We start from the raw sequence: 13,624 nt of genomic DNA on the forward strand, positions 1-13,624 counted from the left end.
GCACTATTCAATCAGATCGAAACGCACTGCCGAGGGTTGCGGCCCGGAATCGCCTTGCGCATAGCTGCAGACCTTGGTGGCCGAGGTTATCCGCAGCGTTAGGCTGCCTGCCACTGGTTGGTAGCGCGCATCATCGAAGTCACCGCATTGGGTGATATCAGCCGGGCCTGCGTGAAAGAAATGAGAAGTGAATGCCGGGTACGCATTGCTCCATGACAAGTGAGCGTTGCGATTGGCGTCTAGCGTAATGCTCGGTGCCGGGGCTGGCTCGGCTAAATGGACGGCGTGCGTGAAAACGTTCCTGAGTAGCCCGCTGACAAGTTGTTGCTCTGCTGAATTGACACCGATGATGCACAGAACGTGCATGCGTGTCTCAGGACCGATAGCGCTGTTAATGTAAGCATCGGTGGCGCTGATCGCTGCGCTGTATTGGTTGGGGTCTTGGCAACTCAAGGCATCGCGTGTCGCTTTATAGCGATAGTAGGGCGTATTGATTTCGAACCTGAAATCCCATGTGGGCAAGAGTTCCAGGCGCGCGTTCAGCTGAGAGCGGACGGTCGTTCTGAATAATGTTTGCAGATCGATTTCAATGTCGACTTCTTGCAATGCGCAGTTACTGGCGTTGTTGCTGAACACGCCATTGATGAAGCAGGGCGACAGGAAACTGGCAGCGAAACTGTAGTGAGCCTCCGAAATGATACTGATGATTTTGTTTGTGCGACGATCAAGTATCGGTCCGCCGGAACTGCCATGTTGCAAACCTTGGCATTGATTCACAAAGCCGCCGGGAAAGCGTTGAAGGTGACCAATGTTGGTTCTGGCCAGTTCTTGAGAGCATGCGCTCAAGCGAAGGCCTTTTTCAGGGAGCCCGCCAGGTGCGCCAACAAAAAGCACATCATGAGGGCCCAGGGCGGGTGGGGGTGCAAGGTTGAGTGGAGTAATGCCATCCAGGATAAGTGATGCGAGGCTTTTTTCGACTTCCAGTATGGCCATATCCATACCCACCAGACTTGCCCAGTTGGTCGTTCCAACCTTATAGGTTTTGTGACGACCGGGTGTGTCATGGAAATAGTTGAAGGTGATAGTTCCACCATAACTCTGATTTAGAGTGGAGCTGCCGATGGCGGCACCAGCGCAGTGTCCGCTCGTTATTAAATAGGCAGGTCCGTCGGCTTTTTGTCCGGATTGTCTTGTATCGATAAGAGTGGCAGTGCAGGTGGTGTTTTCCGGTGTTTTCAGCAGGCCAATGCCACTCCAGCGTGAATATGTTTCTCCACCGTTATTCAATATTTTTGCGGGGGTGTCATTCCTGAGTCCCTCACCGATATCTCTGGGTTCGGCGCAGACAGGAGTAGTAAAACTGTACAGCGAGAAAATCAATGATGTAGCGAGTGTGTAGTTCATGGCCATTCCTTGGCGTTTGCACTCATAGCATTTTAATCAGGCTAGTGGAGACCCCGCCGGGCGCTATCTGGTGCGCCAGGACAGGGTAACCGGGCTCATTCGAAATCATGAGACGGTTTCTGTAGGTGTTGGCAAGTCTTCCACCGGCTTCGGGGTGATGTTGACGTCAATGGCTTTATGGATTCCATTTGCCTGGTGGGCAATGCGCCATTTTCATTGGTAGTCATAGTCTGTCCTGATAGAGAAAGGCGACTCGGGGAGTCGCGACCTGTTGGAGGTCTCACTATCGGGAAACGGGCGAGGCGCCTGGCGGTAACTATGTATAGGTCGTTGCAGGGTATTACCGATACACGCCGCTTTGGCCATGCGCGGCCGTTGCGCGATTGCCGCGTACGCTGATCATCTGGCTAATATCGATCCACTCAATCCCTTGAGCCTTGAGCTTGGGCAATTCCCGCTCAAGCACCGCCAACGTTTGAGGGTACGGATGGCCGATCATGACTGCTGAACCCTGTTTGCGCGCCAGGCTGATTGCGGTCTGCAACTGAGCAAAAATCGCCGCCTCGGTGCGTTCGTCATCGAGAAACACATCCCGCGAAACGCTCGCCAGATCGATCTTCTGCGCCTGTTGAGCGGCAACGGTTTGCGCGCTGGTGCGGCTGTCGACGAAGAATTTGTGGCGGCGCTGCAACTCGGCCATCAACCACGCCATCGCCACCGGCTGGACGGTCATGCGGCTGCCCATGTGGTTATTGATGCCAGCGGTGTACGGCACCCTTTCGAACGCGGCGTTCAGCCGTTTCTCAAGCTCTTCGATGGGCAAGTCGGGATGCCAGGCAAACGGACCGGTGGCCGGGTCCATGGGCATGTGCAGGATGACGATCTTGCCGGCGCGATGGGCTTCGCGGGCGAATTCGGTGGCGTGGGGTGTGTCAGGCATGATCGCCGTGGTCACCGGACCGGGCAGGGCGAGCACGCGGCGATCCCGGGGCAGGTTCTGCCCCAGGTCATCGATGATCAGAGTGATGTAGGCCTTTTGAGGGGCGGGCGCCGCGTGAGCAACACCCGCCAGACAGCACAACAGACCGAGGACTAACCGCAGGCGCATCTCAGCGGCCGGAGGTGATGCTCAACCCTTTGAGCAGGCTCAAGGCCTGGGCCAGCTGGTAATCGTCATCCTGCGGCATCGCCTTGGCTTTGCCGCTGGAGCTGGTCGGTTTGTCGGCGCCGCCGTTGCCATTGCCCAGGTGACCTTGCAGGTCGGCTTCCTTGAAGTACTCCCCGTCCTGCTCGTTGGTGATCTTGGCCTTGCGCACTTCGATGTCCGGGACGATGCCCTGAGCCTGGATCGAGCGGCCGTTCGGCGTGTAATACAGCGCCGTGGTGATCTTCAGTGCGCGTTCGTTGTTCAGCGGCAGCACGGTTTGCACCGAGCCTTTGCCGAAACTGGTGGTGCCCATGACCACCGCGCGTTTCTGATCCTGCAAGGCACCGGCGACAATTTCCGAGGCCGAGGCGCTGCCGCCGTTGATCAGTGCGACCATTGGCACGGCTTCGCTTTCGTCCTTGCCGGTGGCGGAGAAGCGCAGTTCGGAGTTGGCAATACGGCCCTTGGTGTAAACGATCAGGCCCTTGGTAATGAAGTGGTCGACCACTTCCACCGCCGCTTGCAGCACGCCGCCCGGGTTGTTACGCAGGTCGAGGATGATGCCTTTGAGCTTCTTGCCGTTGTCCTTGCGCAGCTTGGCCAGAGCCTTGGAGACTTCGTCACCGGTCTTGACCTGGAACTGGGTGATGCGGATGTAGCCGTAGCCGGACTCCAGCAGCTGGCTCTTCACGCTCTTCACTTGAATGATGGCGCGGGCCAGGGTCACGTCGAACGGCGTACCGCCGTCGCGCACCAGGGTCAGGGTGATTTTCTGGCCGATCTTGCCGCGCATCTTGTCGACGGCTTCGGTCATGCTCTGGCCGCGGGTCGGTTGGCCGTTGATCTTGACGATGAAGTCGCCGGCCTGAATGCCAGCCTTGGAGGCCGGAGTGTCATCGATCGGTGAAACGACCTTGATGAAACCGTCTTCGGCACCGACTTCGATGCCCAGGCCGCCGAATTCGCCGCTGGTGCTTTCCTGCAACTCAGCGAAGTCTTCCGGGCCCAGGTAGGCGGAGTGCGGGTCGAGGTTGCTGAGCATGCCTTTGATGGCGTTTTCCAGCAGGGTCTTGTCGTCCACCGGTTCGACATAGGCGGCCTTGATCCGATCCATGACCTCGGCAAAGGTGCGCAACTCTTCCAGAGGCAACGGCGCCTTGGTGGTCGCAGCCGTGCCCGCAGGCGCGACTGCCGGAGCCGGTTGAGCGGCGAACGCCAGAGGCGCGCCGATCACCAGGGCGATCGTCAGGGCCAGCGAGGTAAGGCGGGACAAATGCAGCATGTCGAACGAACTCCTGAATTAGGTAACGTGCTTATCCTTGCGCACGACACCATTGCGCCGGATCACTCGGGTGACCCTGCTGACGAATAGCGAAATACAGCGCTGGTGTGTCCTGCCCGCCACTGCTACCCACAGTGGAGATGGACTCACCGGCTTTTACCACGTCACCCGCAGACTTGAGCAGCGTCTGGTTGTGACCATAAAGACTCAAAAAACCGTTGCCGTGGTCGAGAATCACCAGCAGCCCGGCGCCTCGCAACCAGTCGGCGAACACCACGCGACCGCCATGCACGGCGTGCACCTGGCTGCCGGCGGAGGCGCTGATCATCACGCCGTCCCACTTGGTGCGGGCATCGTCGCCACGGGTTTCGCCAAAGCGTGCCAGCAGTCGACCATCAACTGGCCAGGGAAGTTTTCCCCGGCTTGAAGCAAAGGGGCCGCCGAAGGTCTCACCTGAATTTGATACCAGGGCGCCGGGTGTCGATTTTACGGGTTTGCGTGGGGCATCAGTGGCGTCTGCGTCTGCTGCAGCCTGAGCCTCACGTAAACGCTTTTTTTCGGCTTCCTGCTGGGCGATCAGCGCTTTTTGCCGCGCTTCTTCTGCCTCTCGGGCCTGACGGGCCAGGGTTTCTTCAATGGTTTTAAGGACTTTAGACAGGTCTGCATGATCCTGCTCGCGGGCTGCCAGCTTCTGATCGCGGGCCTTCACGTCGTCGCTGAGCTTGGCCAGGACTTGCTGGCGCTCCTTGCGGACTTTGTCGAGTTCGTCGCGCTGGCTGTCGAGGCTGCTTTTCTGCACCAGCAATTGCGCCTGTTGCATGGCGATGTCTTTTTCGACATTGGCCAGTTGGCGCAGGGTTTCGTTGAAATTCTTCAGCTGCTCCAGGCGGGCCTGGCTCAGGTAGTCGTAATAGGTGAGGGTGCGGGCGAATTTTTCCGGGTTCTGCTGGTTGAGCAGCAGCTTCAAGTACTCCTGACGGCCGTTCTGATAGGCCGCGCGGGCCTGAATGGCGATCAGTCGCTGCTGTTCAATGCGCGCGCTCTGGAGTTTTTTTTTCTCGGCATCGAGTCGCTGCAGCTCGGTTTCGCTTTTCTTCAGCTCTTTTTGCAGGGCTTCGACCTGCTTCTCAAGCTTGCCCATCTCGGTCTCGGTGCCTTTGAGGTCTTTCTGCACACCGGTTTTTTCTTCCTGGAGCTTGCCCAGCAGTTTTTTCAGCTCGGCAATGTCCTGGCGCGTGGCGTCCAACTGTTGTTGGGTTTGCGCGCGCTCGTCAGCAAAGGCCGGTTGGAGCAGGCATGTCAGAGCAAGGGCTATCAGGACGCGAAGCATAGAGGCGGGCGACACCAGGGAAAGGGACGCCCTAGTATGCCCGCCAAGCGCTGCAAAAAAAACGCCCAATTGGGGCTGTGTGATGACTGGAGTGGGATGTAGGGGCAATTAGCCTTCGAAACCACTACAAACCACTGTGGGAGCGAGCTTGCTCGCGATGACGTGATGACATTCAACATCGATGTTGGCTGTCAGATTGCTATCGCGAGCAAGCTCGCTCCCACAGGGTTTTGGTGGTGTTTGATGGGGCGGGTTACACCAGTATCGAAGTACCCGTCATCTCGGCAGGTTTCTCAAGATCCATCAACATCAGCATGGTCGGCGCCACATCCGCCAGCACGCCGCCGTCGCGAACCTTGAAGTCACGCTTGCCGACATAGATGAACGGCACCGGTTCGGTGGTGTGGGCGGTATGCGCCTGGCCAGTGGATTCGTCGGACATCTGCTCGACGTTGCCGTGGTCGGCAGTAATCAGGGCTTCACCACCGACTTTTTCCAGGGCATCGACGATGCGGCCAACACACAGGTCGAGGCATTCAACGGCTTTTACGGCCGCGTCGAACACGCCGCTGTGGCCGACCATGTCGCCGTTGGCGTAGTTGACCACGATCACGTCGTAACGCTGGTTTTCGATAGCGTCGACGATGCGGTCGGTGACTTCCGGGGCGCTCATCTCGGGCTGCAAGTCATAAGTGGCGACTTTTGGCGACGGGATCAGGATGCGTTCTTCGCCCGGGAACGGTTCTTCACGGCCGCCGGAGAAGAAGAAGGTTACGTGGGCATACTTCTCGGTTTCGGCAATGCGCAGTTGGGTCTTGCCGTTTTTCGCCAGGTAGTCGCCCAGCACGTTGTCCAGGCTGCCCGCGGCGAAGGCCGATGGGGCGGGAATGCTGGCGGCGTACTGGGTCAGCATGACGAAGCCGGCCAGTTTTGGCTGGCGGGCACGTTCAAATTCCTTGAAATCGTCTTCGACGAACACGCGGGTCAGTTCGCGGGCGCGGTCAGCGCGGAAGTTCATGAACACCACGGCGTCGCCGTCTTCGACTTTCACCGGCTCACCGATGCTGGTGGCTTTGACGAATTCGTCGCTCTCGCCGCGTTCGTACGCGGCTTGCAGGCCTTCCTGAGCGGTGGCGGCGTCGAATTCGCCGTTGCCATCGACAATCAGGTTGTAAGCCTGGGACACGCGGTCCCAACGGTTGTCGCGGTCCATGGCGAAGTAACGGCCGACAATGCTGGCGATCCGGCCTTTGCCGAGGGCCTGGAAGGCCGCATCCAGCAGTTCGATGGACGACTGAGCGCTTTTCGGCGGCGTGTCGCGGCCGTCGAGGAAGGCGTGCAGATAGATTTTTTCGGCACCGCGCTTGAAGGCCAGTTCGGCCATGGCAACCAGGTGATCCTGGTGGCTGTGAACGCCTCCGTCCGACAGCAGGCCCATGAAGTGCACGGCTTTGCCGGCAGCAACGGCTTTATCGACAGCGGCGCAGATGGTCGGGTTCTCGAAGAACTCGCCGTCGCGGATCGATTTGGTTACGCGAGTAAAGTCTTGATACACCACGCGACCAGCGCCGAGGTTCATGTGGCCGACTTCGGAGTTGCCCATCTGGCCGTCGGGCAGACCGACGTCCATGCCGCTGCCGGAGATCAGGCCGTTCGGCACGGTGGCCCACAAGCGGTCCAGTACGGGCTTCTTCGCCGCAAACACGGCGTTGGATTCAGGGCTCTCACTGTGACCGAAGCCGTCGAGAATAATCAGGACCAAAGGTTTAGGCGTGGTAGTCATGGATTCCACTCGTGGCTGAGTTAAAAGAGGGCGATGGAAAAGGGAGTGGCAGTTTAAAGCGAAGTTCCAACCGCGTCACCGCCGGACGGGGTTTGGCCCACCATAGTGGCTGTGTATACTGGCCGACATTTTAACGCCCTGGAACCTCCTTCGATGGTTGCTCACCTGATTGAATTTGCCACTAACCACTATCTGCTCGTCGGTATCTTCGTCGTACTGCTGGCGTTGCTGATCGCTTATCAGATGCAAGGCGGCGGCCGCAGCCTGAGCACCGGTGAATTGACCGGGCTGGTCAACAAGGACGCGGGCGTTGTGATCGACATTCGTTCGAACAAGGACTTCGCCGCCGGTCACATTGTTGGCGCGGTGAACATTCCTCACGACAAACTGACCGCTCGCGTCGGCGAACTGGAAAAGCACAAGGCCAAGACCATCATCCTGGTCGACGCCATGGGCCAGACTGCCGGCACTCATGCCCGCGAACTGATGAAGTCCGGCTTCACCGCCGCCAAGCTCTCCGGCGGTATTTCCAGCTGGAAAGGCGACAACCTGCCGCTGGTGAAGTGATATGAGCAACGTCGTCGTCTATTCCAGCGATTACTGCCCTTACTGTTCGCGAGCCAAGTACCTGCTCGAGAACAAAGGCGTGGCCTTCGAAGAGATCAAGGTCGATGGCAAGCCGCAGGTGCGTGCCGCCATGGCTCAGAAGGCCGGACGTACGTCCGTGCCGCAGATCTGGATCGGCAGCACCCACGTGGGTGGTTGTGATGATTTGTTTGCCCTTGAGCGCGCCGGCAAGCTCGACGCCATGCTCAAGGCCTGAATGCCTTCCCTGTAAGACCCCAAGATCAGAAAGGATCTGAGATGACTGACCAACAGAACACTGCAGCTAGCGAAGAAGAAACCGCACCGCAATTCTCCTTGCAGCGCATCTACGTACGTGACTTGTCCTTCGAAGCCCCGAAAAGCCCGGCCATCTTCCGCCAGCAGTGGGAACCGAGCGTCGGTCTGGATCTGAACACCCGTCAAAAGGCTCTGGAAGGCGACTTCCACGAAGTCGTACTGACCCTGTCCGTCACCGTGAAGAACGGCGACGAAGTGGCGTTCATTGCTGAAGTGCAACAGGCCGGGATCTTCCTGATCAAGAACCTCGACGACGCTTCGATGAGCCACACCCTCGGCGCGTTCTGCCCGAACATACTGTTCCCGTACGCTCGCGAAACCCTGGACAGCCTGGTCACCCGCGGTTCGTTCCCGGCCCTGATGCTGGCCCCGGTGAACTTCGACGCGCTGTACGCACAAGAACTGCAACGCATGCAGGCTGCGGGCGAGACTCCAATCGTTCAGTAAGCGGTCCAATGTGGGAGCGAGCTTGCTCGCGATGGGGTCATCAGCTTCAACATTAGTGTTGACTGACAGGCCGCCATCGCGAGCAAGCTCGCTCCCACATTTTTTTGCGGTGTTATTTAAACCCGAGTTGGCGCCAGCCTTCGTACACGGCGACCGCCACGGTGTTCGACAGGTTCAGGCTGCGGCAGCCTTCGCGCATCGGCAGGCGCAGGCGCTGTTCGCCGGGCAGGGCATCGAGCACTTCTGCCGGCAAACCACGGCTTTCCGGGCCGAACAGGAACGCATCGCCCTCGGCGAAGCTGGCATCGTGGAACGGCCGCGAGCCCTTGGTGGTGAAGGCGAACAGCCGAGGATGACCGAGGCTTTCCAGACAGCTGGCGAGGTCTGCGTGGCGCTGCAGGGTGGCATACTCGTGGTAATCGAGGCCGGCCCGGCGCAGGCGCTTGTCGTCCATCTCGAAGCCCAGCGGTTCGATCAAATGCAGGTGGCAGCCACTGTTGGCGCACAGCCTGATAACGTTGCCGGTATTCGGCGGAATTTCTGGTTGGAAAAGGATGACGTGAAACATGCACGGCTCCGAAGGTAAAGATGAGCGGCATTCTACGCCTGAAGCGGACCCGCGTTCGAAGCTATTCCCGCGAGTGATGGCTTCGCTGGCGATTGTCGGGGTGATGGTGGGGCTGATGATCGGTCGCCTGACCACTCCCGACCCCAGCGAATTGCAGCAGGTCGAGGTCACGAGCGATGGGCTGGTGGTGTGGTTCAACAACGAACCCAAGGCTCACGGCGAGTTCGTCGACGGTAGCCTCGCGTTGCTGTTCGAGGCTGAAGGAAAGGCACAGAAAGGTCAGCTCAAAATCAACGACAAGAGCGTGAACTGGCGGGTACGTTTGAGTGATGGGGGATTGTTGCTGACGGTGGTGGCGGCTCGGCCACTGCAGGGCGAGTGGGCCGGTAGCGAGGTCGATGACCGCTGGCGGCTGGAGATCCATCTCCGAGAGCAATAAAAGAGGGAATCCCCGGCCTGCCTGTACCAAGGTCCCCGAAACCGGGTAGTGAACTGAATCACTGAATGGACTATTGCAGGGGGCGTGCCAGGTTTTAACAAGTTGATACAGAATGTCGCGCTGAAACGTCGAAAGCCCCGTATTCCGGGGCTTTCGTGTTTTTTCGATAGGGGTTCGATTGCGAAAGCCGGCGGGATTTCGGATCTGTTGCCGTGCGCGATTGCGGTTCACGGTGCATTCAGTCGGTGCACGATGGCCCCAAAAGCATCGCGAGCAAGCTCGCTCCCACAGGGTTCAGGGGGTTCACTCAATCGTGAAAACACTGAAATCCACTGTGGGAGCGAGCTTGCTCGCGATTGGATGTAACTGTCAGCGAAGAGCTAAAGGCTGCTTAGCCTTCTTCCCCTTCATCATCATCCCCACCATCAACCTTCATCCCCAATTCCTTGATCTTGCGAGTCAGGGTATTACGCCCCCAGCCCAGCAAAACGGCGGCATCGCGGCGGCGGCCGGCGGTGTGTTTGAGGGCGGTTTCGATCATGATCCGTTCGAAGGCCGGCACGGCGCTGTCGAGCAGGCTCGACTGGCCACGAGCCAACGCCTGATCGGCCCACTGGCGCAGCGCTTGCTCCCAGTTGGTCACCGGCGCCGAATCCTGCGGCAGGTTCAGCAGCTCCGGCGGCAGGTCGCTGATGTGCACTTCGCGACCCGAAGCCATCACCGTGATCCAGCGGCAGGTGTTCTCCAGCTGACGCACGTTGCCGCCCCACGGCAGGTTCTTCAGGTACTCCTCGGTTTCGCTTTTCAGCAGCTTCGGCTCCACCGCCAGTTCTTGCGCGGCGCGGCTGAGGAAGTGCTTGGCCAAGGTCGGGATGTCTTCGCGACGGTCCGACAACCGTGGAATGTGGATGCGGATCACGTTGAGGCGGTGGAACAAGTCCTCACGGAATTTCCCGGCGTGCACCAGGGTTTCCAGATTCTGGTGAGTCGCGGCGATGATTCGCACATCGACCTTCACTGGCACATGGCCGCCGACGCGGTAGAACTCGCCGTCCGCCAACACCCGCAGCAAACGAGTCTGGGTGTCTGCCGGCATGTCGCCGATTTCATCGAGGAACAGCGTGCCGCCGTCAGCCTGCTCAAAGCGCCCGCGTCGCAGGTTGGCCGCGCCGGTGAATGCGCCTTTCTCATGGCCGAACAGCTCGGATTCCATCAGGTCTTTCGGGATCGCCGCCATGTTCAGCGCAATGAACGGCGAAGCCGCACGCGGACTGTGACGGTGCAGTGCGTGCGCCACCAGTTCTTTACCGGTACCGGATTCGCCGTTGATCAGCACGGTGATGTTGGAGTGGCTCAAGCGCCCGATGGCGCGAAACACTTCCTGCATCGCCGGCGCTTCACCGATGATTTCCGGGGTGCGGGTCAAGGCGACCGGGACTTCCAGGCCTTGCTGTTCCTGAGCGTGCTGGTTCGCGCGTTTGACCAGCGACACCGCTTCGTCAACGTCGAACGGTTTTGGCAGGTATTCAAACGCGCCGCCCTGATAGGACGCGACAGCGCTGTCCAGATCGGAGTGAGCGGTCATGATGATGACCGGCAGCCGTGGGTGTTGTTCGCGAATCCGCGCCAGAAGGTCCAGGCCACTGGCACCCGGCATGCGGATGTCGGAAATGATCACGTCCGGCTGCTGGCGCGCCAGGCGGCTCATCACGCCATCGGCGCTGTCGAAGCTTTGCGTGGTCATGCCTTCTTGCTGCAAGGCTTTTTCCAGGACCCAACGGATAGAACGGTCGTCATCGACGATCCACACGGTTTCACTACGGCTCATGTCGATGTGGCTCCTTGTTCCAGTGGCAGAAAGATCGAGAAGGTGGTGTGGCCTGGATGGCTGTCACATTCGATCAGGCCCTGGTGCTGGCTGATGATGTTCTGGGTAATGGCCAGGCCCAGCCCGGTACCGTCCGGACGGCCGCTGACCATGGGAAAGAAGATGGTTTCCTGCAACTCCGCGGGAATGCCCGGGCCGTTGTCGATGATTTCGATCTTGGTCACCAGACGATGGCGCACGTGGCCGATGGTGAACTGGCGCATGGCGCGGGTGCGCAGGCTGATGCGGCCAAGGCGCAGCTCGTTCTGGCTGCTGATGGCCTGCATCGCATTGCGCACAATGTTCAGTACGGCCTGAATCATTTGTTCGCGGTCGATCAACACGTCGGGAATGCTTGGGTCGTAGTCGCGCACCAAAGTGATGCAGCCCTGGCTTTCGGCCTCCACCAGATGACAAACGCGTTCCAGAACTTCGTGGACGTTGCACATCGCCAGTGACGGCAGCTTATTGGAACCGAGCATGCGATCGACCAGATTGCGCAGGCGGTCGGCCTCTTCAATGATCACGTTGGTGTAGTCGCGCAGGCTTTCTTCCGGCAGCTCGCGGGCAAGCAATTGCGCTGCGCCGCGTATCCCGCCGAGAGGATTCTTGATTTCGTGAGCGAGGCCGCGCACCAGCATCTTGCTGGTTTCCTGCTTCGACAGTTGCGCTTCTTCCTTGGTGATTCGCAGCAAACGGTCACGGGGGTGGACTTCCAGCAACAGCATCGTGGCGCCGTTGGCGAGGATCGGGGTTACCGCGTAGTCGACGGTCAGGGTCTGGCCGGTGAGGGCGGTGAGCATCGCTTCGCGCTTGGTGAACGGGTGGGCCTGCTCGACCGCCTGGCGCAGGGAGTTCAGCGCTTCGGTAGATTCGGTGAACAACTCACTGATGAACTGCCCATGGCTACGCTGACCGCTGATGGCCAGGAGCATCTCCGCTGCCGGGTTCATGTACTCGAGGCGCAGTTCGGCGTCGAGCAGAATGGTGGCGGTGGTCAGGTTGTCGAGTAGCAATCGATGCAGTGCGTCACTAATGGTCATCAGGACCTCTTTTGGAGCATGCGCGTAAATAACGCGCCGATACGAGGAAAATGCAAAAACCAAACCAAGGCTCCGAAAAGAAGCGTTTAAGGCCTGAAACGGGCGTTTGACGCTCGTTTGCGTGGCGTTCTGCCAGCTTTGACGGGTACTTTCGAACCAAAATGGGTTGGAATGTGGGTACGGTGCAGCCTATTGCACCAATATAGTGCGTAAAGCTGAGCGGCGTTAGAAGAAGCGCAGGAAGGGATTTTTTTCTTCTGCGGGTTTGTCTTTGATCGGACATTCCGGCCGTTGGCCGTAGTCGGGGAGGGCGCAGGGTTTGACCTGGCGTTTCTGCGCGAGGGAGATGCGCAGCATGTGGAACGGCTGGTTGGCTGTGCGCTCGACCGTTCGGCCCTGCTCGTCGAGGATTTCCACGGAGAGGTTATGGCTGCCGCGATCGATGTTGCTCAGGGCGAATACCGGGCTCAGGCCGGGCGCTGCGGTGGGTTGGCCGTCGAGTAGCAGTTGGTAGCGATGGCCTCGTTGCAGGCCGGGTTCGCTGGTAACGCTGACGATAGTCTCGCCAGCACTGCTGCGCACCGTGGCGTCTGGCTCCGGCACCAGGATTCTCAGCATGTCGTAGTGGAAAAGCGCTTTGGCTTCGGTTTTCTTCGGGGCTGTCATCGGCGCAGCACCGGTTGGGTTGGCGGACATGCGATTGCTCGTTGCCATCGGCACGCGCTTGGCGTTGCCGGAGCCTGGCTGGTCGGTGTAGACGCGATTGCCCTGAGCGTCGACGTAGGTGAACACCTCGGCCGTCACCGGCAGGGCGATCAAGCAGGTGATCAGCAGCCACCACAGCCTCACGGCTTATGCACCCGTTGTACGGTGAACGTCACGGTGGGACTTTGTTGAACGATGTTTTCCCCGTCGATCACCTGCACCGCGAGGCTGTGTGTGCCGCGATCAACGTTCACCAGTTGCAGGATCGGCACGTTGCTCGGCTGGCCGTAAGGTTGATCGTCCAGCAACAGCCTGAACAGATGAGGGCCTTGCAGGCGGGGTTTGATCAGCACGTTGACGGTGAAGGTGCCGTTGTTGGCACGCAGCGCTTCGGTAGTGGGTAAGTTGGTCAGCTCCAGCACCTCGTAAACGCTGCGCGGCTGTTCTCGACTTGTGGCTTCGACAGATGGCGCAGAAGGGGCTTGGGGCTCAACCCTGTTAAGCGGTGGCAACTCGACCGGCTGAGCCTTCACGCCATCGGGCGGTTGATTGCTATAGGCGGTGTTGCCGTCGGCGTCGGTGTACTTGTAGATCTGCGCTGCGGCGGGCAGGGCGATCAACAGCAACATCAGTAGAAAACCACGACCCATAAAATCGACCAGAAACGAAAGCGTTGGATTGCAGCATAGGTTACGGGCGTGGGTTG

The 13,624-nt window shown here is 59.3% G+C and carries 14 protein-coding genes; 4 read left to right on the forward strand and 10 right to left on the reverse strand.

Annotated elements, in window-relative coordinates; translation table 11 throughout:
- Nucleotides 1-3: 3 nt before the first annotated feature.
- The 5 genes from WLY71_RS01000 to gpmI all read right to left on the reverse strand — a co-directional run bounded on the left by WLY71_RS01000 (nucleotide 4) and on the right by gpmI (nucleotide 6,946).
- Nucleotides 4-1,404: a trypsin-like peptidase domain-containing protein gene (locus WLY71_RS01000; RefSeq protein WP_347802152.1), complete on the reverse strand. Its 1,401-nt coding sequence runs from the start codon at nucleotides 1,402-1,404 to the stop codon at nucleotides 4-6.
- A gap of 340 nt (nucleotides 1,405-1,744) precedes the next feature.
- A complete protein-coding gene (locus tag WLY71_RS01005) occupies nucleotides 1,745-2,512 on the reverse strand; it encodes a divergent polysaccharide deacetylase family protein (RefSeq protein ID WP_347802153.1) in 768 nt (255 codons plus the stop codon).
- 1 nt (nucleotide 2,513) lies between these two features.
- Complete coding sequence (locus tag WLY71_RS01010; RefSeq protein ID WP_056745477.1) at nucleotides 2,514-3,833, reverse strand: S41 family peptidase; 1,320 nt, start codon at nucleotides 3,831-3,833, stop codon at nucleotides 2,514-2,516.
- A gap of 31 nt (nucleotides 3,834-3,864) precedes the next feature.
- Entirely contained in the window at nucleotides 3,865-5,163 is a 1,299-nt protein-coding gene (locus tag WLY71_RS01015; RefSeq protein ID WP_347802154.1) for a murein hydrolase activator EnvC family protein, read from the reverse strand.
- A gap of 253 nt (nucleotides 5,164-5,416) precedes the next feature.
- Entirely contained in the window at nucleotides 5,417-6,946 is a 1,530-nt protein-coding gene (gene gpmI / locus WLY71_RS01020; RefSeq protein WP_347802155.1) for a 2,3-bisphosphoglycerate-independent phosphoglycerate mutase, read from the reverse strand.
- A 153-nt stretch (nucleotides 6,947-7,099) separates the two neighbouring features.
- Between gpmI and WLY71_RS01025 the strand changes: the two genes are divergently transcribed.
- The 3 genes from WLY71_RS01025 to secB are packed head-to-tail and all read left to right on the forward strand — an operon-like array spanning nucleotide 7,100 to nucleotide 8,296.
- Nucleotides 7,100-7,513 (forward strand): rhodanese-like domain-containing protein, encoded by a 414-nt coding sequence (locus WLY71_RS01025; RefSeq protein WP_347802156.1) that lies wholly within the window; start codon nucleotides 7,100-7,102, stop codon nucleotides 7,511-7,513.
- A gap of 1 nt (nucleotide 7,514) precedes the next feature.
- Nucleotides 7,515-7,769, forward strand: a complete 255-nt coding sequence (gene grxC, locus WLY71_RS01030) for a glutaredoxin 3 (RefSeq protein ID WP_008149430.1) — start codon at nucleotides 7,515-7,517, stop codon at nucleotides 7,767-7,769.
- A 41-nt stretch (nucleotides 7,770-7,810) separates the two neighbouring features.
- Nucleotides 7,811-8,296: a protein-export chaperone SecB gene (gene secB, locus WLY71_RS01035; protein ID WP_347802157.1), complete on the forward strand. Its 486-nt coding sequence runs from the start codon at nucleotides 7,811-7,813 to the stop codon at nucleotides 8,294-8,296.
- Between the two features lie 112 nt (nucleotides 8,297-8,408).
- Here secB and WLY71_RS01040 read toward each other — a convergent pair whose 3' ends face one another.
- The gene (locus WLY71_RS01040) at nucleotides 8,409-8,864 is read right to left on the reverse strand and encodes a tRNA (cytidine(34)-2'-O)-methyltransferase (protein WP_007949025.1); all 456 of its coding nucleotides are present in this window, start codon (nucleotides 8,862-8,864) and stop codon (nucleotides 8,409-8,411) included.
- On the opposite strand from WLY71_RS01040, the gene WLY71_RS01045 reads away from it, so the two are divergent.
- Nucleotides 8,863-9,303, forward strand: a complete 441-nt coding sequence (locus tag WLY71_RS01045; protein ID WP_111449420.1) for a hypothetical protein — start codon at nucleotides 8,863-8,865, stop codon at nucleotides 9,301-9,303. The genes WLY71_RS01040 and WLY71_RS01045 overlap by 2 nt on opposite strands.
- A 391-nt stretch (nucleotides 9,304-9,694) precedes the next feature.
- Here WLY71_RS01045 and ntrC read toward each other — a convergent pair whose 3' ends face one another.
- The 4 genes from ntrC to WLY71_RS01065 form a co-directional block, all read right to left on the reverse strand.
- Nucleotides 9,695-11,131 carry a nitrogen regulation protein NR(I) gene (gene ntrC / locus WLY71_RS01050; protein WP_046052178.1) on the reverse strand — a complete coding sequence of 479 codons (1,437 nt, stop codon included), beginning with the start codon at nucleotides 11,129-11,131 and terminating at the stop codon, nucleotides 9,695-9,697.
- Nucleotides 11,128-12,213: a nitrogen regulation protein NR(II) gene (gene glnL / locus WLY71_RS01055; protein WP_008024908.1), complete on the reverse strand. Its 1,086-nt coding sequence runs from the start codon at nucleotides 12,211-12,213 to the stop codon at nucleotides 11,128-11,130. The genes ntrC and glnL overlap by 4 nt, the downstream gene beginning before the upstream one ends.
- Before the next feature lie 225 nt (nucleotides 12,214-12,438).
- Nucleotides 12,439-13,062, reverse strand: a complete 624-nt coding sequence (locus WLY71_RS01060; protein WP_347802158.1) for a DUF4124 domain-containing protein — start codon at nucleotides 13,060-13,062, stop codon at nucleotides 12,439-12,441.
- Entirely contained in the window at nucleotides 13,059-13,568 is a 510-nt protein-coding gene (locus WLY71_RS01065; RefSeq protein WP_347802159.1) for a DUF4124 domain-containing protein, read from the reverse strand. The genes WLY71_RS01060 and WLY71_RS01065 overlap by 4 nt, the downstream gene beginning before the upstream one ends.
- Between the last annotated feature and the right edge of the window lie 56 nt (nucleotides 13,569-13,624).

The sequence above is a fragment of the Pseudomonas rossensis genome (genome assembly GCF_039888995.1).
Classification (GTDB): domain Bacteria; phylum Pseudomonadota; class Gammaproteobacteria; order Pseudomonadales; family Pseudomonadaceae; genus Aquipseudomonas; species Aquipseudomonas rossensis.

Excerpts from the sequence above, each read along its gene's own strand:
- WLY71_RS01000 (WP_347802152.1), bottom strand. The coding sequence starts at position 1,404 with ATGAACTACACACTCGCTACATCATTGATTTTCTCGCTGTACAGTTTT.
- WLY71_RS01065 (WP_347802159.1), bottom strand. The coding sequence starts at position 13,568 with ATGGGTCGTGGTTTTCTACTGATGTTGCTGTTGATCGCCCTGCCCGCC.
- glnL (WP_008024908.1), bottom strand. The coding sequence starts at position 12,213 with ATGACCATTAGTGACGCACTGCATCGATTGCTACTCGACAACCTGACC.
- gpmI (WP_347802155.1), bottom strand. The coding sequence starts at position 6,946 with ATGACTACCACGCCTAAACCTTTGGTCCTGATTATTCTCGACGGCTTC.
- WLY71_RS01040 (WP_007949025.1), bottom strand. The coding sequence starts at position 8,864 with ATGTTTCACGTCATCCTTTTCCAACCAGAAATTCCGCCGAATACCGGC.
- WLY71_RS01045 (WP_111449420.1), top strand. The coding sequence starts at position 8,863 with ATGCACGGCTCCGAAGGTAAAGATGAGCGGCATTCTACGCCTGAAGCG.
- WLY71_RS01025 (WP_347802156.1), top strand. The coding sequence starts at position 7,100 with ATGGTTGCTCACCTGATTGAATTTGCCACTAACCACTATCTGCTCGTC.
- ntrC (WP_046052178.1), bottom strand. The coding sequence starts at position 11,131 with ATGAGCCGTAGTGAAACCGTGTGGATCGTCGATGACGACCGTTCTATC.
- WLY71_RS01015 (WP_347802154.1), bottom strand. The coding sequence starts at position 5,163 with ATGCTTCGCGTCCTGATAGCCCTTGCTCTGACATGCCTGCTCCAACCG.
- WLY71_RS01005 (WP_347802153.1), bottom strand. The coding sequence starts at position 2,512 with ATGCGCCTGCGGTTAGTCCTCGGTCTGTTGTGCTGTCTGGCGGGTGTT.
- WLY71_RS01010 (WP_056745477.1), bottom strand. The coding sequence starts at position 3,833 with ATGCTGCATTTGTCCCGCCTTACCTCGCTGGCCCTGACGATCGCCCTG.
- secB (WP_347802157.1), top strand. The coding sequence starts at position 7,811 with ATGACTGACCAACAGAACACTGCAGCTAGCGAAGAAGAAACCGCACCG.
- grxC (WP_008149430.1), top strand. The coding sequence starts at position 7,515 with ATGAGCAACGTCGTCGTCTATTCCAGCGATTACTGCCCTTACTGTTCG.